This is a genomic window from Micromonospora halotolerans (genome assembly GCF_032108445.1).
Classification (GTDB): domain Bacteria; phylum Actinomycetota; class Actinomycetes; order Mycobacteriales; family Micromonosporaceae; genus Micromonospora; species Micromonospora halotolerans.
Genome location: NZ_CP134876.1, coordinates 85268 through 103350, shown reverse-complemented (window position 1 = coordinate 103350; position 18083 = coordinate 85268). Strand labels below are relative to the sequence as shown.

Genomic DNA, 18083 nt, shown 5'->3' with positions numbered 1-18083 from the left:
GACGCAAGCCGTGATCCGTACCCACAACGCCGGAAGCCTGGGCGCGGCGGACGCCGGCTCGACGGTGACGCTCGCCGGGTGGGTGGCCCGCCGGCGCGACCACGGCGGTGTCATCTTCGTCGACCTGCGCGACGCCTCCGGCGTCGTCCAGGTGGTCTTCCGCGAGGAGGACGCGCACGCGCTGCGCAACGAGTTCTGCGTGAAGGTGACCGGCGAGGTGACCCGCCGCCCCGAGGGCAACGAGAACCCCGACCTGCCGACCGGCGAGGTCGAGGTGACGGCCACCGCCCTGGAGGTGCTCTCCGAGGCCGCGCCGCTGCCCCTTCCGGTCGACGACCAGATCGAGGCCGGCGACGACATCCGGCTCAAGTACCGCTACCTCGACCTGCGTCGCGGCGGCCCGGCGAAGGCCATGCGGCTGCGCTCGCGGGCCAACCAGCTCGCCCGCTCGGTGCTGCACGAGCGGGACTTCCTGGAGATCGAGACCCCGACGCTGACCCGCTCCACGCCGGAGGGCGCCCGCGACTTCCTGGTGCCGGTCCGCCTCCAGCCGGGCAGCTGGTACGCGCTGCCGCAGTCGCCGCAGCTGTTCAAGCAGCTGCTCATGGTCGGCGGCATGGAGCGCTACTACCAGATCGCCCGCTGCTACCGGGACGAGGACTTCCGGGCCGACCGGCAGCCGGAGTTCACCCAGCTCGACATCGAGATGTCCTTCGTCACCGAGGACGACGTGATCGACCTGGGCGAGGCGATCGTTTCGGCGCTCTGGTCCGACCTGGCCGGCTACGAGATCCCCCGGCCGATCCCGCGGATCACCTGGCACGACGCCATGTCCCGCTACGGCTCGGACAAGCCGGACCTGCGCTACGGCGTCGAGCTGACCGAGCTGACCGACTACCTGCGCGGCACCGAGTTCCGGGTCTTCGCCGGCGCCATCGACGGGGGCGGCTACGTGGGCGCCGTGGTCATGCCGGGCGGCGCGAGCCAGACCCGCAAGGAGCTGGACGGCTGGCAGGACTGGGCCAAGGCGCGCGGCGCGCGGGGCCTCGCGTACGTGGTGCTCGACGCGGAGACCGGCGAGGCGCGCGGCCCGGTGGCCAAGAACCTCTCCGAGGCGCACCTGGCCGGCCTGGCCGACGCGGTCGGCGCGAAGCCGGGCGACGCCGTCTTCTTCGCCGCCGGCACCGACGCCCGGGAGGCGCAGGAACTGCTCGGCGCCGCCCGGATCGAGATCGCCAAGCGGGCCAAGCTGGTCGACGAGAGCGCCTGGGCGTTCTGCTGGGTGGTCGACGCGCCGATGTTCGAACGGACCTCGGACGAGAACGGCGGAGCGGGCGGCTGGACCGCCGTGCACCACCCGTTCACGTCGCCGAACGCCGAGTGGGTCGACCGGTTCGAGGAGGCGCCGGACCGGGCGCTCGCCTACGCGTACGACATCGTGTGCAACGGCAACGAGATCGGCGGCGGTTCGATCCGTATCCACCGGGGCGACGTGCAGCAGCGCGTCTTCGACCTGCTCGGCATCACCGCCGAGGAGGCGCAGGACAAGTTCGGCTTCCTGCTGGAGGCGTTCAAGTACGGCGCCCCGCCGCACGGCGGCATCGCCTTCGGCTGGGACCGGGTGTGCATGCTGCTGGCCGGCGCGGACTCGATCCGCGAGGTCATCGCCTTCCCGAAGACCCGCGGCGGCTTCGACCCGCTGACCGGCGCGCCGACGCCGATCACCGCCCAGCAGCGCGCCGAGGCCGGGATCGACGCCAAGCCGAAGGCGCCGACCGGCTCGCACGCCGGCACCGCCGGCCCGGCCGCCCCGGTGGCCGACCCGACCTGATCCGCCGCTCCTCGCCGTCGATCATGAGGTTGGCCCGGGACCGCTCCGGCGTCGCGCCGCCGTCCTCATGATCGACGGGTACGAGGGGTGGTGGGCCGACGCAGCGACGCGTCCAGTAGCTCAGGATGGCCGGCGTGCGGCGTGGGTCCGGATGAGTCCCTCGACGCCGCGGAGGAAGGTCTCGGCGATCAGCGCGGGGTCGAAGAGGCAGCCGGCCGCCATGGCACCGTCGCGGAGCATGACGAAATGCCGCGCGGCGGATTCGGCCTCGCTTTCCTGGATGCTCGCCAGCAAGGTGTTGACCGTGTCGAGGAACCACTGCCGATGCGCGAGGACGGCCTGGTGCACCTGATGGTCGGGGTCGGGATACTCCGCCACGGCGTTCAGGAAGGCGCAGCCGCGGAAGCCGGCGGACCGGATGTCCCGGGCGATCGACTCCGCAACGGCCCGGAGGGTGTCGGGCGCCGGCAGGGCGGCGGCGAAGGCTGTGTCCACCTGGTCGCGGATGGCTTGGTCGGCCGTCTGCAGATAGGCGAGGACGAGATCCTCCTTGCCCGGGAAGTGCCGATAGAACGTGGCCCGGGTCACCTTCGCCTCGGCGATGATCCGATCGACGCCGACCGAGTGGATTCCCTCCCCGTAGAAAATCCTGGTCGCGGTGGTGAGGAGCCGCTGTCGCGCCTCGGACGGCCGGACGCCGGATTCGCTACGTGCCATGAGCCCCATCCTAACCAGGTGGGTAGAACGTTCGGTCTTGACGAGGCGGGCCGCGGACGCTACCTTGACGACGAGACAGAACGTTCGTTCTACACGACGGCGTTCCGGCCGCGTGCCCCTGCTGGTCGCGGTCCCCTCAGAACCACCCGGAAGGACGACCATGACCACCCTTGCCGCACCCGGCATCTCGACGACGGCGTCCGCCCTGCGGCGGCTGTACTTCGTCCGCTTCGCCTTCGCCATCGTGTGGGCCGGCGTGACGTTCGCGATCGCCGGAGACCTCAACCCTCTCGCCCTCACGCTCTTCGTGATCTATCCGTTGTTCGACGTGGCCGCGGCCGTCATCGACGCCCGCGCGTCGCGCGCCACCGGATCGCCCACCCTGCTGTACGTGAACATCGCGGTCAGCCTGCTCGCCGCGATAGGCCTGGCCGTTGCCGGCACGTCCGGTATCCCGGCGATACTGCAGGTCTGGGGTGCCTGGGCGATCGTGGCCGGGCTGGTGCAGCTGCTCGTGGGCGTGACCCGCCGCAACATGGGCGGCCAGTGGCCGATGATCATCAGCGGCGGGCTCTCCGTGCTCGCCGGCGGGTCGTTCGTGGCGGCCGCCGCCGCGGACAACCCCGCGCTGACCAACGCGATCGGCTACGCCATCCCCGGCGCCATCTTCTTCCTCATCTCGGCCGTCCGCCTCGGCCGCGCCGCGAAGGCGAACTGACCTGGAGAACACGACGGCGCCTCGACCTCGCTCACCACGTGGCGTGCACTGAAGATGTCACCGCTGGTGGCGTCGGGTCACGCCTCGGAGTCGCGCTCGCCGGCTGCCTTCCGTGCGATCGGCGAGGCGGAGGGCTCCAGCGGCCGTCCCCGGCTCCGCAGCGCGTCGAGTAGCGCGACCAGGGCCAGCACTCCGGCCACCACGCTCAGCCCGACCATCGGCGCCCAGCGGGCCAACGCCGGCGTGAACAGCAGCAGGGCCACCAGGCCGATCACCCGGGACCGAGAAACCCGGCCGAAGACCTCGTACTCCAGCAGCGTGCGGGCGACGAGGAAGAGCACCGGACCGCCCACCACGAACAGAAGCCAACTGGGCCGCGGCGGCCCGTACGGATGATCGATCACCAGCTCGTAGCCGACCGCGGTGACGAGCACGCCGAGCACGATCAGCAGATGCGTCCGTTCCGACACCGTGCCCAGCCGGCCGGGCATACCCGCCCGACCCAACGCCTCGGTCAGCAGCAGACCGGCACGGTGGAAGTAGATCCGCCAGAGCAGCGCGCTGGTGGCGAACGCGACCCCGAAGGCCGCGGCCCGCTCCGAGGAGAAGTCCGTGCCGCCGAAAACCATGCTGATGACCAGAATCGTCTCACCGAGTGCGACGAGGAATATCTGCTGGTGACGGTCGGCAAGATGGGTGCCAGCGATCCGCCAGCGGTGCACCGCTGCGGCCCCGAGCCGCGGCAGCGGCCAGCCCAGGGCCCAGGCGAGGTAGTCGACAGCGAGCGCGGCAGCCCACAGCGGCAGGCGAAGGGCGTCCGGGCCCACCGCGCCGACCAGCCAGAGCGGCGCGCTCGCCGCAGCCCAGGCGGCGAGCCGGAACGGCACCAGACGTCGCGGATGGCCGTGCAGCGCGGCGGCGACCACCAGCGGCCGCACCACCATCACCATCAGGTATGCGGTCGCGAACGGCAGCGCTCGCTCCTCCACGGCGCGTGGCAGTGTCACCGCCATGACCAGGCCGGCGAGCATGGTGCCGACCACGACGGCCTGGATGATCGACCGCTCCGGTTCGTAGCGACTGGTGATCCAGGTGGTGTGCGACCAGATCAGCCAGAGCGCCAGGAAGAGCAGCAGGGTACGACCGAGCCCTGCGACGAGCGTCCAGCCGGTGTCGCCGCTCACGTCGACGAATCGTTGCGTGACCCGGGTGAGGGCCACAACGAAGGCCAGGTCGAAGAAGAGCTCCAGGAACGTGGCGCGGCCCGAACTCGTGGGAGGGCGCAGCAGGTCGGCACCGCGTCCCGCCGCCATCGTCCGCCTCCGTCCACCCTCGTCGCACCAACGAGCCAGCCGCCGGACACGTCGCGCCGGCCTGGACGGTCCACCTCATCCGGCGTCGAAAGGCCCGCGTCATGATGGCGCGGGCCTTTCGACGTCTGGAGGACGGAATGAATCTGCTCGTGGTGGGGGCCAGCGGTTTCCTCGGCGCCGAGGTGTGCCGGCAGTCGGTGGCCGCCGGGCGCCGGGTGACCGGCACGTACCACTCGGCCGCCGTCGCGGTGCCGGGCGTCGCGCCGCGCCGGCTCGACGTCACCGACCGCGCCGCGGTCCGCGCGCTGCTGACCGAGGTACGCCCCGACGCCCTCGTGGCCACCCCCTACCGGTACGACGACTGGCGGGTCACTGCCGACGGGGCGGCCCACATCGCGTGCGCCTCCGCCGAGGTGGGGGCGCGGCTCGTGCACCTGTCCAGCGACGCGCTGCACGCCGGCCGCCCGGCGCCCTATCTGGACGACGACGTGCCCACGCCGCTGCACCCGTACGGGGCGGCGAAGGCGGCCGCCGAGACGGCGGTGCGGGCGGTCGATCCGGGGGCGGTGCTGGTGCGGACCTCGCTGATCGTGGGGGAGGGGAGCAAGCAGATCCAGCTCTGCCGGGACGCCCTGGCCGGCCGGGCCGTCCTCTTCAGCGACGAGGCCCGCTGCCCGGTGCACGTGGCCGACCTGGCCGCGGCGATGCTCGAACTGGTGCCCACCGACCTGACCGGCCCGCTCAACGTGGCCGGACCGGAGGCGGTCAGCCGCGCCGAGCTGGGGCTGCTGGTGGCCCGGCACGACGGCCTCGACCCGACCGGCCTGAAGACGTCGACCATCGCCGAGGCCGGCCTGCACCGCCCCGCCGAGGTGCGCCTCGACTCGTCCCGGGCCGCCGGCCTGCTGCGTACCCGGCTGCGCGGGATCACCGAGGTGCTGGCCTGACCCTCGATGCACAGTTTCTGTGCATAGGACTTGTGCACAGAAACTGTGCACAGATATTGTGCATGGCATGGAGAACGAGGGTTCGCGTCCCGAGCCGCGCGAGGTGCGGCTGGACCATCGACAGGTGCGGGTGCTGGCCCACCCGCTGCGGATGCGCCTGGTCGGCGCGCTGCGCGTGAAGGGCCCGTCCACCGCCACCGCGCTGGCCGAGATGCTCGGCACCAACACCGGCGCTACCAGCTACCACCTGCGCCAGCTCGCCGAGGTGGGGCTGGTCGTCGAGGACCCGGACCGGGGCACCGGCCGGCAACGCTGGTGGCAGGCCGCGCACGACGTCACCAACTGGGAGTCGACCGACTTCGACGACGACCCCGACGCCCGCGCGGCGATCGACTGGATCCAGGGCGATCAGGTGCGCCTCCTGGCTCAGCACGCGGAGCAGTGGTTCGCCACCCAGCAGGAATGGGCGCCGGAGTGGCGGGACGCCTTCGGCATGAGCGACATCTTCATGACCATCCCGGCCGCCCGGCTGCAGGCGATCGAGGCCGAGGTCTGGGAACTCCTCGAACGCCACCGGAACGAGGCCGACCCGGCCGAGCCCGGCGCCGAGCAGGTGCAGATCTACCTCGCCGCCTACCCGATGCCGAAGGAGTTCCGGTGACCGCGCTGTCCGTACGCCAGGTCCGGTTCCGCTACCTCACCCTCTACGGTCTGCGCTGGCTGCCCACCGGCCTGCTCACCCCGGTGATGATCCTGCTCATGCAGGAGCGTGGCCTGTCGCTGTCCCAGATCGGCCTGGCCGCCACCGCGCAGGGCCTGGTCGTGCTGGCGCTGGAGCTGCCCACCGGCGGCCTCGCCGACGCGCTCGGCCGCAAGCCGGTGCTGGTCGTCGCCTGGGCGGTCTGCCTGGTCTCGCTGGTGCTCTTCGCGGTCGCCGACTCGTTCTGGTTGTTCTTCCTGGTCTGGGGTTTGCAGGGGATCTACCGGGCGCTCGACAGCGGCCCGCTGGAGTCCTGGTACGTCGACGCCACTCTGGCCGCCGACCCGAAGGCCGAATACGAGCGCGGCCTGGGCTGGGCCGGCACGGTCATCGGGGTCGCCATCGGCGGCGGCGCGCTGCTCGGGGGTGGCCTGGTCGCCCTCGGCCCGGTCGGCCCGATCAGCGCGCTGACCCTGCCCGTGCTGGTGGCCATCGCCCTCCAGGCGGTCTCGCTGGGGGCGCTCACGGTGCTGCTGGTCGAACACCGGCCGGCCCGGGGGGCCGCCGCGGTGCGGGCCTCCGTGGCCGAGGCGCCCCGGATGGTCGGCCAGGCGCTCGGCCTGCTGCGCCGCAACCGGGTGCTGCTCGCCCTGGTCGCCGTCGAGCTGTTCTGGGGCTTCGGCATGATCACCTTCGAGTCGCTGCTCCCGGTGCGCCTCGCCGAGGTGGTCGGCGGCGCCGACCGGGCCGCCGCGCTGCTCGGCCCGGCCAGCTCCGCGGCCTGGCTGGCCAACGCGGCCGGCGCCGCGCTGACCCCGCTGATGCTGCGTCGGCTCGGCGCCGCGCCCGCCGCCGCGCTCATGCGGATCCTGCAGGGCGTCACCGTGGTCGGGATGGGCCTGCTCGCCGGCCCGGTCGGCGTGCTCATCGCCTACCTGGCCTGCTACACCGTGCACGGCGCCTCGAACCCCCTGCACATGGGGCTGCTGCACCGGCAGGTCGACGGGCCCTACCGGACCAGCGTGCTCTCGCTGAACTCGATGATGGGCCAGCCGGCCGCCGCGCTCGGCGCGGTGGTGTTGACCGCCCTGGCCGACGCCACCAGCGTCACCGTGGCCATGCTGGTCGGCGCGGTGGTGCTCGCCGTGGCCGCCCCGCTCTACCTGCCGGCCTGGCGCGCCGGACGCCGGGGGGCGGAGCAGCCGGGTGACGACCACGGGCCCGGCGACTCGGTTGCCGGCCCGGGCCACCCCGGCCCGGCACTCGACCCGGCGGGTCCGGTCGACCCGGTCCCGGCCGCCGCCGCGCTCACCCGGACGGACTGAGCCCGTGCCCGGCCCTCGCGCCGGGTCGGCGGTCCGCCTCGGCGGGCTCGGCCGGTCCCGCCCGCCAGGTCGGCGAGGTGGCGCGGTCGGGGCGGCGCCGGGGCCGCCAGGTCGGCGAGGCGGAGGCCGTGCGAACGCCATGGTCCGGGAGGTGGTCGTCGTGGGTGGATCAGCCCAGGTGGACCGAGGTGCGGTGCTCGGTGCCGGTGTAGCCGAGGCGGCGGTAGAGCCGGATCGCCCCGACGTTCGCGGTGTAGACGCCGAGCGCCACGTGGTCGTGCCGGGCGAACAGGGCGCGGGTCATCCCGGCGGTGAGGGCCGCGCCGAGCCCGCGGCCCCGGCGGTCGGGCGCCACGGTCAGCCCGGCCAGGAAACCGATGTCGCCCCGGCTGCGGTCGGCGCCGCAGGCCACCAGGCGGTCGCCGTCGCGGATGCCGTACCAGTCGACGATCCGCGGGTCGCCCGGGCGGGAGGTCGTGCTCGGAAAGGCCTCCTCGATCAGCGCGGCCAGCGCGGGATGGTCGGCCTCGGTGAGACGGACGACGCGGTCCTCCTCCGGCTGCTCCGGCGGCGCGGTGGTGGTCCAGAGGAAGTCCCATTCGTCGAGCCGGGCCACCGTGAGCCGCTCGGCCACCTCCTCCGGCGCGGTCCGGGGCAGGTGCAGCCACTGGCCGGCGCCCAGCGTCCCGTCCGCCACCAGGCCCGCGAAGACGTCCAGCGCCGGCCCGGCCGATCCGAGCGCCCCGCCGGCCGGCCCCTGCCCCGGCGGGAGCAGCCAGCCGACCGCGCCGTCCCGCCGCCAGCCCCGCGCCTCCCGGTCGCGCCAGAGCGCGTGCCGGGCGTACGGGTGGTGGCCGGCGGCCGCGAGCAGGGTGTCCCGGCCCAGCAGGGCCTGGTCGGCAGCGATCATGCGGCCAGCCTACGAGAGGAGAACTCGTGACCCCCATCCACTCCGTACGAGCGGTGCGCCTGACCGGTCCGGGCTGTGTGCTGCGGGAATGGGCCGACGACGACGTGCCCGCGCTGCACGCGTTGCTGACCGAGCCGAGGGTGCTGGACCGGGTGCTGGACGAGCGGGCGCCCACCCGGGACGAGGTCCACGACGCCGTGTCCACCTGGCGCGAGGAGGCGGGCGGTGAGCCGCGGCCCGCGTACCGGCTGGCCGCCGTCGACGGTGACCGGTTGCTCGGGCTGGGCACCCTCACCGTGGAGAGCGTGCCGCACCGGCGCGGCGAGATCGGCTACGTGGTGCACCCCGACCACTGGGGCCGCGGGCTCGGCACCGGGATCGCGAGCCTGCTGCTGGACCTGGCGTTCGGGCCGGTGGGGCTGCACCGGGTGGAGGCGACGACCCGGCCGGACCACGTCGCCTCGCGGCGGGTGCTGGAGAAGGCCGGCCTGCGGTGCGAGGGCATCAGCCGGGACCACCTGCTGGTCCGGGGCTCCTGGTGGGATTCCGTCCGGTACGCGATCCTCGCCACCGACCGCTGACCGGAAACCGCTGCCCCCGGCCGGGGCGTTCCACGGTGGAGATTGACGAACAGACCGATTGGGTACATCCGTCGCCGACCTACTGGGACCCCCCACCGGAGGAACGACCATGCTCGCCATTCTCGCGGCCATCGTGTTCGGCTTCGCCCTGCTGATCGACTTCCTGAACACGAACCTCGGCGCGCCCGACCTGTTCAACACCCACACCCTCATGCTCATCGGCTTCCTCCTGCTCTCCCTCTACCTGGCCGGGGTCGGGTCCGGCTCGCGCGGCGGTGGCGGCGGCCGCTGGTACCGGGGCCGGCGTCCGGGTCGCGGCTGACCGGAAACGACCATCCGGGCCGGGCGGCGGCGCGATTCCAGCGTCGTCGGCCCGGCCCGGTACTGTTCTCGTGATGGAATCCGACGCCCTCTTCACCCTCGGCGAACCCGCCGGAGCGCCCAGCGCCCCCGCGGGTTCCGGCGGCGTCGACGGGTTCACCGCCGCTGCGGCGGATTCGCCGCTGCCCGTCCGGATGCGGCCGGCCAGCATCGACGAGCTGGTCGGTCAGGACCACCTGCTCGCGCCCGGCGCCCCGCTGCGCCAACTCGTCGAGGCCGCGGCGCCGATGTCGGTGATCCTCTGGGGGCCGCCCGGCAGCGGCAAGACCACGATCGCGCACCTGGTGGCCCGGGCCACCGACCGCCGCTTCGTCGCCATGTCGGCGCTGACCGCCGGGGTGAAGGACGTCCGCGCGGTCATCGAGACCGCCCGCCGGCAGCGCCGCGCCGGGGGCCCGCCGACCGTGCTCTTCATCGACGAGGTGCACCGGTTCAGCAAGACGCAGCAGGACTCGCTGCTCGCCGCCGTCGAGGACCGCACGGTCACCCTGCTCGCGGCGACCACCGAGAACCCGTACTTCTCGGTCATCTCGCCGCTGCTGTCCCGCTGCGTGCTGCTGACCCTCCAGCCTCTCGACGACGACGCCGTACGCGGCCTGCTGCGCCGCGCGGTCACCGACGAGCGCGGGCTGGGCGGCGCGCTCAGCCTGGCCACCGACGCCGAGGACCACCTCGTCCGCCTCGCCGGCGGCGACGTCCGCAAGGCGCTCACCGCCCTGGAGGCGGCGGCGGCCACCGCGGCGGCCCGCGGCGCGGACCGGATCGACCTCGCCGTCGCCGAGCAGGCGGTCGACGTGGCGGCCGTCCGCTACGACCGCGACGGCGACGCCCACTACGACGTGACCAGCGCGTTCATCAAGAGCATGCGCGGCTCGGACGTAGACGCCGCGCTGCACTGGCTGGCCCGGATGCTGGTGGCCGGCGAGGACGCCCGGTTCATCGCCCGGCGCATGGTGATCTTCGCCAGCGAGGACGTCGGCATGGCCGACCCCACGGCGCTGACCGTCGCGACCGCCGCCGCGCACGCCGTCGAATACGTCGGCCTGCCCGAGGCCCAGCTCAACCTGGCCCAGGCGGTCATCCACCTGGCCACCGCACCGAAGTCCAACTCGGCCACCACCGCCATCGGCGCGGCCATCGCCGACGTGCGCGCCGGTCGCGGCGGGGCCGTGCCGCGCGGGCTGCGCGACTCCCACTACGCCGGCGCCCGGGGCCTCGGCCACGGGGCCGGCTACCGCTACCCGCACGACGACCAGCGCGGCGTGGTCACCCAGCAGTACGTTCCGGACGACCTCGTCGGGACCGACTACTACCAACCCAGCGGGCACGGCGCGGAGCGGGCGGTGGCCACCCGGCTGCCGTTGCTGCGCCGGATCGTGCGCGGGCTGCCCGCGCCGCCGGCACGGGTCGAGGCGGCGGTGAGCGGCGGCCGCCCGGCGGACGCCGCGCGGGCCGACGGCGCGAACGAGGGCGGCAGCGACGCCGTGGGGGAGGGTCAGCAGTGATGGCGCGTGGTCCGGAGCAGCCGGCGGACGGCCCCGACGAGCGGCGGGACCCGCGTGCCAAGGGCCGCCGGTGGGGGCGCGGCAAGGCCGACGCCGAGCCCGCCGAGGCCGCCGCCGGCGAGGAGTTCGGCTGGATCGACGACCTGCGGACGGCCAAGCAGCAGCGCAGCGACCTGGGCCCGGACGGGGAGGCGCCCGGCGCCGTGCCGCCCGCGCGCGGCGGGCTGCCGCCCGCCGCTCCGGGGCCCCGGCCCGGTCCGGCCGCCCCGGAACCGCCCGGGGCCACCCGCCCGGGCGCGGTGCCGCCGCCCCCGGCCGCCCGGCCCGGACCGGAGACCCCACCCGCCCGCCGTGCCCCCGAGGCCGGCCCGGCGGGCCCCGCCCTGCCACCCGCCCGCCCCGGCGGCCCCGATCCGGCGGCGCCGCGCCGCCCCGTCGACGGTCCCTGGCCCGGCGCACCGGAACCGGCCCGGCGCCCCGCCGAGCCCACCCGCGGCCCCGGCGAACCGTCCCGCCCGCCCCGCCGGAGCCCGGACGCGCCGACGGGTCAGCAGCCGCCGGCTACCGGCCGGATGAGCGGCCCGCCCGGCCCGCGCGTCGCGCCCCCCGCCGGCCCGGTTCCCGGCCGCGCCGGTCAGGGTGCCGGTCCCGCCCCCGACCGCGGTTACGGTGGCCCGAATCCCGGCCCCGCCTGGCCCGGCCCGGACGGTGCCCGCAACGCGATTCCCCCCACGCCGCGCGGCCGGCACGGCGCCGAGGCGCCTGCCGCCCCCACCGGCGCCCCCCGGCCGGGCGGCGTCGACCCGGCGGTGGGCCCCGCCCCCGGCGGCGGCCGGCGGGCCCTGCCCGACGGCACCGACCCCGGCGTCCGCCCGGTCTCCGGCGCCGGTCGTCGACCGGCCTCCGAGGGCGGCGCACCCGGCCGTCGCGGTGCACCCGACCTCGCTCCCGGCGTCCCCCCGGGCACCGGCGGTCACCGGCGCGCCGTGCCCGACGGTGCCCCGCCCGCCACCGGCCGGCGCCCCGCCGCGGGTCCGGCCGACCCCGCGGTCCAGCCCGTCTCCGGCGCCGGCCGGCGGGCCGCCGTGGATCCCGGCCGCACCGGCGTGCCCTCGGCGCGCGCCGCCGCGCCCGGCGTCGGCCGGCCCACCGACCCGGTGACCGGCGGGCCGCAGCCGGGCGAGCCCGAGCCGCGTCGTGGCCGCGCCCCGCAACGCGCCGAGCCGTCCACCGCCGGCGTGCCCACCGTGGACGGTGGCGCCGGTCGGAGCGGTGGCCGTCGTCGCGCGGGGGAACCGGACCACCCGATGGTGCCGCGCAGCGGAAACGCCCCGCAGGTGCCCGGCGCCGGTCCCGACGTCGAGCGTCGGCCGGACGGAGCCGCACCCGGCCCCCGGCCCGGTGCCGACGTCCCACCGACCGGCCGGCGAGCCGGTGCGGTCCCGGCGTCCCCGCCCGGCCGCCGTGCGGCTCCGGACGGCCCGGCGGTCCCGCCCGGCCGCCGGGGCGCTCCCGACGACAGCGCATCGCCGACCGGCGCGCCCGACATCGCCGCCGTGCCGCGTGGCCGGCGGGTCGCTCCCGACGAGACGGCGATGCCGCCCGGCCGACGGGCTGCCGCCGACGACGCCGCGACGTCGCCGGGTCGCCGCGGTGCTCCCGACGGCCCGGCCACCGCGTCCGGCCACCGCGCCCCCGGCGACGCCCCGCCTGCGTCCGGTCGTCGCGCCGCCGCTGACGCCCCGGGTGGACCCGGTGCCACCGGCGGCGGTCCGGCCCCGCGCCGCGCGGCCCGCGACGCCGCCGACGAGCCGCGCCCGCAGCGACCCGACCGCCCCGCCGACTGGCTGCGCCAGGCCGGCCGCACCTCGCACAGCGACCCCGCCATGCCGGCGGTCCGCCGCCCCGGCGGCCCCCCGGTGGACGAGCCGGCCGCCACCCGACGCGGTGGCCCGACCGCCCCCGACCGTGGCGCGACCGGCCGCGTCGGCGCGGCCGTGCCGCCCCTGAAGCCCGACCAGGCCGGCCCCGCCCGGGGCCCGGCCCGGCCCGCCGGCCCGGGGGCTCCCGGCGACGGCGCCCGTGGCGCGGCCCGGCCGGACAGCGACGGCACCGGCGGACTGCCGCCCGCCGGCCCCCGGCCCGGCGCCCGCCCGCCCGCCGACGACCCGGCCCGCACGGGTGGGTTCCCGGCTGGCGGTGATCCGGCCCGCACGGGCGGTTTCCCGGCCGGTGGTGATCCGGCCCGTTCCGGCGGTGTGCCGCCCGGCGGACGGGGCCGGGGTGGCGATCCGGGACGCACCGGCGGTGTCCCCGCCGGTGGTGACCCGGCGCGCACCGGCGGCCCGCCGACCGGCGACCGTCCCGGCGGGCGCGGCCCCGCCGGCGACCCGTCCCGTACCGGTGGCTTCGCGGCCGGCGGTGACACACGTGGTCCCGCCCGCGGCGCGGCCCGCCCGGACGGCGGAGTCCCGGCCGGCGAGCCACGCGCCGCGGCCGGCGGCCCCCCGGTGGCCCGCGCGGCCGCCTCGGTGGCCCGCCCCGCGGGGCCGGACGAGCGGCCGGCCGGCCGGGCGAACCCGATCGCGTCGGAGCCCACCCGGCCCGGACCGGGTGGCCCGGGCGCCGTGCCGCAGGGTCCCGGTGCGCCGGCGGTGGCGCGGGCGGCCGCGGTCGTACCTCCCGGGGAGCCGGCGGTGGCGCGGGCCGCCGCGGTCGTGCACCCGGCGGAGGCGCGGCCGGGACCGGAGGACGGCGCCGGACCGGCGCTGCGCCGGGCCGAGGCCGCGCCGGGGGACGCCGACGACGCGGCGGGCGGCCTGCGGGGCGCCCGCTCGGAGCTACGCCGGCAGATGCGCGAGCGGCGGCGGCTGCGGATGGGCATCCTCGCCCTGGTCAGCGTGGTGCTGCTCGGGGCGTTGCCGCTCTTCTTCGGGCTGCGCACGCTGAGCCACGACCCGGTCTTCGACACCCTCGACGCGCTGAGCGTGCCGTCCTGGGCGGCGACGAAGACCGTGGACAACGTCAGCGGCAGCCGCTGGTGCCTCCAGGACTGCCGGCTGCGGGAACGCACCGTCGAGTCGCAGAAGGCCTGGAAGGAGACCGCGCAGGCCTACGAGGCGGCGCTGTCCCGGGACGGCTGGCAGCGGTGGAAGGTGGACCGCTGCCCGGAGCAGAAGGTCAAGGGCAGCTACACCTGCTGGCGCCGGGACGAACTGACCCTCGACCTGTGGGTGCGCGAGCCCACCTGCGTGCCGCCAGCCGTGGCGGGCGAGCCGGCGCCGTCTCCGGTGCCCGCGCCCGCAGCGGGGGAGTGCACCGGCTCGTTGGTGTCGGTGAAGGTGCGCAACGCGATCGACGACGAGCGGACCGGACCGCAGCCGACCACCGATCCGTCACTCACCGGCGAGGACCCGTACCCGACCCTCACCGACGATCCGCTCGGTGAGCCGGCACCCTCACCGTCGTGAGCCGGTTTCCATCACGGACGGTAGGGTCTGGGGCTGGCGGGGCGCGTCCGCCCCGTTGACCGGTCACGGGTCGGCGTGCGACGGACCGGCCAGGTACGGTCGCGCGTCCCGGGGCGTCGGGTCCCGGGACACTGCTTGAGGAGGACATGCGCGTGAGTGGTGGAGAGATCGCTGCGCTGATCGCGGCCGGCGCGTTCCTGATGCTGGTGCTCGTGCTGGCGGTGCCGATCCTGCGGCTGCGGCACACCGTCGACGCGACGACCCGCATGATCGCCGACCTGAACGACCGCACGGCGCCGCTGCTCGGTGACGTGAACACCACCGTGAAGAACGTCAACACGGCCCTGGAGCAGGTGCAGACCTCCCTCGACGGGGTCAACCTGCAGCTGGCCAAGGTGGACACCATGACCACCCACGCGCAGAACGTCACCGCGAACGTGGCGAACCTGGCCGCCGTGGTCTCCGCCGCCGCCGCGAACCCGCTGGTCAAGGTCGCCGCGTTCGGCTACGGCGTGCGCAAGGCCGCCGCCGCGCGCCGGCACGCCGAGACCGAGCGCGAGGTCCGCGACACCATCAAGCAGCAGCGCCGGGCCGCCAGGCGCGGCAACCGCTGACCCGGCCGGCGAACAGCGGGAGGATGAGAGCATGAGGCGGTTGTTCTGGCTGGGCATCGGCCTGGCCGTGGGCGTGCTGGTGGTCCGCAAGGCCACCCGGACCGCGCAGGCGTACACGCCGGCGGGGATCGCCAGCGGGCTGTCCGAGTCGGCCGGCGGCCTCGTCGAGTCGGTCCGCAGCTTCGTGGACGACGTCCGGGCCGGGATGGCCGAGCGCGAGCAGGAGATCCACGAGGCCTTCGCGCGCGGCGAGGCGTACGACGACCAGTTCGCCGAGCTGCGGGAGGACCCGCGGATCGGTGACCGAGAGATTTTCCCGGAGGAGCACCAGCGATGAAGACGGCGGAGATCAAGCGGCGGTACCTCGCCCACTTCGAGGCCAACGGCCACGCCGTGGTGCCGTCCGCTCCGCTGCCCGCCATCAGCGACCCGAACCTGCTGTTCGTCAACGCCGGCATGGTGCAGTTCGTCCCCTACTTCCTGGGCCAGCAGACCCCGCCGTACCGGCGCGCGGTCAGCGTGCAGAAGTGCATCCGGACGCCGGACATCGACGAGGTCGGCAAGACCAGCCGGCACGGCACGTTCTTCCAGATGAACGGCAACTTCTCCTTCGGCGACTACTTCAAGGACGGGGCCATCCCGCTGGCCTGGGACCTGGTCACCAAGCCGGTCGAGGCGGGCGGTTACGGGCTGGACCCGGAGCGGATCTGGCCGACCGTCTACCTGGACGACGACGAGGCGTTCCAGATCTGGCGGTCGGTCGGCGTGCCCGCCGAGCGGATCGTCCGGCGGGGCAAGGCGGACAACTTCTGGTCGATGGGCATCCCGGGCCCGTGCGGCCCGTGCTCCGAGCTGTTCTACGACCGCGGCCCCGAGTACGGCCGCGAGGGCGGGCCGGCGGTCGACGAGGACCGCTACATGGAGTTCTGGAACCTCGTCTTCATGCAGTTCGAGCGGGGGCCGGGCACCGGCAAGGAGGACTACCCGATCCTCGGTGAGCTGCCGGCGAAGAACATCGACACGGGCATGGGCCTGGAGCGGATGGCCTCCATCCTCCAGGGCGTCGACAACCTCTACGAGATCGACGAGGTCCGGCCGATCCTGGCCCGGGCCGCCGAGCTGACCGGCAAGCGCTACGGCGCGCACTCCGGCCACGTGGCCAGCGAGTCGCACCCGGACGACGTGCGGCTGCGGGTGATCGCCGACCACGTCCGCACGGCGCTCATGCTGATCGGCGACGGGGTGACCCCGTCGAACGAGGGCCGCGGCTACGTGCTGCGCCGGATCATGCGCCGGGCCATCCGCGCGGTCCGCCTCCTCGGCTACCAGGACCGGGCGCTGCCCGAGCTGCTGCCGGTGGCCCGGGACTGCATGGCCCCGTCCTACCCGGAGCTGGCCGAGGACTTCGGCCGGATCTCCCAGTACGCGTACGCCGAGGAGGACGCCTTCCTCGCCACCCTGCGGGCGGGCACCACGATCCTGGACACCGCCATCGCGGAGACCAAGTCGGCCGGGCAGGCGTCGATCTCCGGCGACAAGGCGTTCCAGCTGCACGACACGTACGGCTTCCCGATCGACCTGACGCTGGAGATCGCGGCGGAGCAGGGCCTCCAGGTCGACGCGGAGGGCTTCCGCCGGCTGATGGCCGACCAGCGCAGCCGGGCCAAGGCCGACGCGCAGGCGCGCAAGACCGGGCACACCGACGTGTCGGCGTACCGGTCGGTGCTCGACGGCGGCGGGGCGGTCGAGTTCACCGGCTACACCGAGCTGACCCGGGAGTCCCGGGTGCGGGCGCTGCTGGCCGGCGGCGCCCAGGTGGCCGCGGCGGTCGAGGGCGACACGATCGAGCTGGTGCTCGACACCACGCCGTTCTACGCGGAGGGCGGCGGCCAGCAGCCCGACCAGGGCCTGATCACGGTCGGCGGCGGCCAGCTCGAGGTCTTCGACGTGCAGCAGCCGGTGCCGGGGTTGATCGTGCACCGGGCCAAGGTGCTCCGCGGTGAGGTGCGTGCCGGCGAGACCGGCTACGCCGAGATCGACGTGTCCCGGCGGCGGGCCATCTCCCGTTCGCACACGGCCACCCACCTGGTGCACCAGACCATGCGCAACTTCCTCGGCGAGTCGGCCACCCAGGCGGGTTCGCTGAACGCGCCGGGCCGGCTGCGGTTCGACTTCAACACTCCGACCGGGGTGGCGCCGAGCGTGCTGCACGACGTGGAGCAGCAGGTCAACGAGGTGCTCCTGGCTGACCTGGAGGTGCACGCCTTCATCACCACGCAGGAGGAGGCGCGCCGGATCGGGGCCATGGCGCTGTTCGGCGAGAAGTACGGCGAGCGGGTCCGGGTCGTCGAGGTCGGCGACTACGCCCGCGAGCTGTGCGGGGGTACGCACGTGGCCCGCTCGGCCCAGCTGGGCCTCGTCAAGATCCTCTCCGAGGCGTCGGTGGGTTCCGGGGTGCGCCGGATCGAAGCGCTGGTCGGCATGGACGCCTTCGGCTTCCTGGCCCGCGAGCACCTGCTGGTCTCCCGGCTCGCCGAGCTGTTCCGGGTGCCGGGTGACCAGGTCGCCGACCGGGTGGAGCAGACCGTCACCCAGCTCCGCGACGCGGAGAAGGAGTTGGAGAAGCTCCGCGCCCAGCTCGTGCTCGGCGGGGCCGCGGCCCTGGCGGCGCAGGCGAAGGACGTCCGCGGTGTCGCGTACGTCGGCACCGAGGCCCCCGAGGGCGCGGCCGGCAACGACGTGCGGACCCTGGCCCAGGAGATCCGGGGCCGGATCGACCCGGCCCGCCCGGCCGTGGTCGCGGTGGCCGCCCGGGCGAACGGCAAGGCGTCCCTGGTGGTGGCCGTGAACCAGGCCGCGCGCGGCCGGGGCCTGACCGCGAAGGACCTGGTGAAGGCGGCCTTCTCCGGTCGCGGCGGTGGCAGCGACGACCTCGCTCAGGGCGGCGGCCTGCCCGCCGCGGAGGCGCCGAACCTGCTGGCCACCGTGGAGAAGGCGATCGCCGACGTCTGATGTGCGCACCGATGGAAGCCAGGGCGGGCCGCCGGGTCCGCCCTGGCCTGTACCGGAGG

15 protein-coding genes are annotated in these 18083 nt (G+C 75.4%); 12 read left to right on the top strand and 3 right to left on the bottom strand.

What is annotated here, in order from left to right; all coding sequences use genetic code 11:
* Positions 1–10 precede the first annotated feature (10 nt).
* Positions 11–1831, top strand: coding sequence for an aspartate--tRNA ligase (gene aspS / locus RMN56_RS00505; protein WP_313721803.1), 1821 nt, complete (start codon positions 11–13; stop codon positions 1829–1831).
* 120 nt (positions 1832–1951) lie between these two features.
* Here the strand turns inward: aspS and RMN56_RS00500 are convergent, their stop codons facing one another.
* Positions 1952–2557 carry a TetR/AcrR family transcriptional regulator gene (locus RMN56_RS00500; RefSeq protein WP_313721802.1) on the bottom strand — a complete coding sequence of 202 codons (606 nt, stop codon included), beginning with the start codon at positions 2555–2557 and terminating at the stop codon, positions 1952–1954.
* Between the two features lie 151 nt (positions 2558–2708).
* Between RMN56_RS00500 and RMN56_RS00495 the strand changes: the two genes are divergently transcribed.
* Positions 2709–3266, top strand: coding sequence for a hypothetical protein (locus RMN56_RS00495; protein WP_313721800.1), 558 nt, complete (start codon positions 2709–2711; stop codon positions 3264–3266).
* A 77-nt stretch (positions 3267–3343) separates the two neighbouring features.
* On the opposite strand, the gene RMN56_RS00490 is transcribed toward RMN56_RS00495, so the two are convergent.
* On the bottom strand, positions 3344–4579 hold the full coding sequence (locus tag RMN56_RS00490) for a low temperature requirement protein A (RefSeq protein ID WP_313721799.1): 1236 nt from the start codon (positions 4577–4579) through the stop codon (positions 3344–3346).
* 137 nt (positions 4580–4716) lie between these two features.
* Between RMN56_RS00490 and RMN56_RS00485 the strand changes: the two genes are divergently transcribed.
* From RMN56_RS00485 to RMN56_RS00475, 3 genes are all read left to right on the top strand, one after another.
* Positions 4717–5526, top strand: a complete 810-nt coding sequence (locus RMN56_RS00485; protein WP_313721798.1) for an SDR family oxidoreductase — start codon at positions 4717–4719, stop codon at positions 5524–5526.
* A 67-nt stretch (positions 5527–5593) separates the two neighbouring features.
* Positions 5594–6187 carry a helix-turn-helix domain-containing protein gene (locus tag RMN56_RS00480; RefSeq protein WP_313721797.1) on the top strand — a complete coding sequence of 198 codons (594 nt, stop codon included), beginning with the start codon at positions 5594–5596 and terminating at the stop codon, positions 6185–6187.
* On the top strand, positions 6184–7551 hold the full coding sequence (locus RMN56_RS00475; protein ID WP_313721796.1) for an MFS transporter: 1368 nt from the start codon (positions 6184–6186) through the stop codon (positions 7549–7551). The genes RMN56_RS00480 and RMN56_RS00475 overlap by 4 nt, the downstream gene beginning before the upstream one ends.
* 169 nt (positions 7552–7720) lie before the next feature.
* Here RMN56_RS00475 and RMN56_RS00470 read toward each other — a convergent pair whose 3' ends face one another.
* Complete coding sequence (locus RMN56_RS00470) at positions 7721–8461, bottom strand: GNAT family N-acetyltransferase (RefSeq protein WP_313721795.1); 741 nt, start codon at positions 8459–8461, stop codon at positions 7721–7723.
* A 26-nt stretch (positions 8462–8487) separates the two neighbouring features.
* Between RMN56_RS00470 and RMN56_RS00465 the strand changes: the two genes are divergently transcribed.
* The 7 genes from RMN56_RS00465 (at position 8488) to alaS (ending at position 18024) form a co-directional block, all read left to right on the top strand.
* Positions 8488–9042, top strand: coding sequence for a GNAT family N-acetyltransferase (locus RMN56_RS00465; protein ID WP_313721794.1), 555 nt, complete (start codon positions 8488–8490; stop codon positions 9040–9042).
* A 109-nt stretch (positions 9043–9151) separates the two neighbouring features.
* The gene (locus tag RMN56_RS00460) at positions 9152–9364 is read left to right on the top strand and encodes a hypothetical protein (RefSeq protein ID WP_313721793.1); all 213 of its coding nucleotides are present in this window, start codon (positions 9152–9154) and stop codon (positions 9362–9364) included.
* Positions 9365–9437: 73 nt separating this feature from the next.
* Complete coding sequence (locus tag RMN56_RS00455; protein WP_313721792.1) at positions 9438–10928, top strand: replication-associated recombination protein A; 1491 nt, start codon at positions 9438–9440, stop codon at positions 10926–10928.
* Between the two features lie 2852 nt (positions 10929–13780).
* Positions 13781–14398, top strand: coding sequence for a hypothetical protein (locus RMN56_RS00450; protein WP_313724617.1), 618 nt, complete (start codon positions 13781–13783; stop codon positions 14396–14398).
* A 152-nt stretch (positions 14399–14550) separates the two neighbouring features.
* Complete coding sequence (locus RMN56_RS00445) at positions 14551–15012, top strand: DUF948 domain-containing protein (RefSeq protein ID WP_091321699.1); 462 nt, start codon at positions 14551–14553, stop codon at positions 15010–15012.
* Positions 15013–15043: 31 nt separating this feature from the next.
* Positions 15044–15349: a DUF6167 family protein gene (locus tag RMN56_RS00440; RefSeq protein WP_148426735.1), complete on the top strand. Its 306-nt coding sequence runs from the start codon at positions 15044–15046 to the stop codon at positions 15347–15349.
* Positions 15346–18024: an alanine--tRNA ligase gene (alaS, locus tag RMN56_RS00435; protein WP_313721788.1), complete on the top strand. Its 2679-nt coding sequence runs from the start codon at positions 15346–15348 to the stop codon at positions 18022–18024. The genes RMN56_RS00440 and alaS overlap by 4 nt, the downstream gene beginning before the upstream one ends.
* Positions 18025–18083: the final 59 nt, after the last annotated feature.

Coding starts and splice junctions, on each gene's coding strand:
- RMN56_RS00490 (WP_313721799.1), bottom strand. CDS start 4,579: ATGGCGGCGGGACGCGGTGCCGACCTGCTGCGCCCTCCCACGAGTTCG.
- RMN56_RS00480 (WP_313721797.1), top strand. CDS start 5,594: ATGGAGAACGAGGGTTCGCGTCCCGAGCCGCGCGAGGTGCGGCTGGAC.
- RMN56_RS00485 (WP_313721798.1), top strand. CDS start 4,717: ATGAATCTGCTCGTGGTGGGGGCCAGCGGTTTCCTCGGCGCCGAGGTG.
- RMN56_RS00470 (WP_313721795.1), bottom strand. CDS start 8,461: ATGATCGCTGCCGACCAGGCCCTGCTGGGCCGGGACACCCTGCTCGCG.
- RMN56_RS00450 (WP_313724617.1), top strand. CDS start 13,781: ATGCGCGAGCGGCGGCGGCTGCGGATGGGCATCCTCGCCCTGGTCAGC.
- RMN56_RS00455 (WP_313721792.1), top strand. CDS start 9,438: ATGGAATCCGACGCCCTCTTCACCCTCGGCGAACCCGCCGGAGCGCCC.
- RMN56_RS00440 (WP_148426735.1), top strand. CDS start 15,044: ATGAGGCGGTTGTTCTGGCTGGGCATCGGCCTGGCCGTGGGCGTGCTG.
- RMN56_RS00460 (WP_313721793.1), top strand. CDS start 9,152: ATGCTCGCCATTCTCGCGGCCATCGTGTTCGGCTTCGCCCTGCTGATC.
- RMN56_RS00495 (WP_313721800.1), top strand. CDS start 2,709: ATGACCACCCTTGCCGCACCCGGCATCTCGACGACGGCGTCCGCCCTG.
- RMN56_RS00500 (WP_313721802.1), bottom strand. CDS start 2,557: ATGGGGCTCATGGCACGTAGCGAATCCGGCGTCCGGCCGTCCGAGGCG.
- alaS (WP_313721788.1), top strand. CDS start 15,346: ATGAAGACGGCGGAGATCAAGCGGCGGTACCTCGCCCACTTCGAGGCC.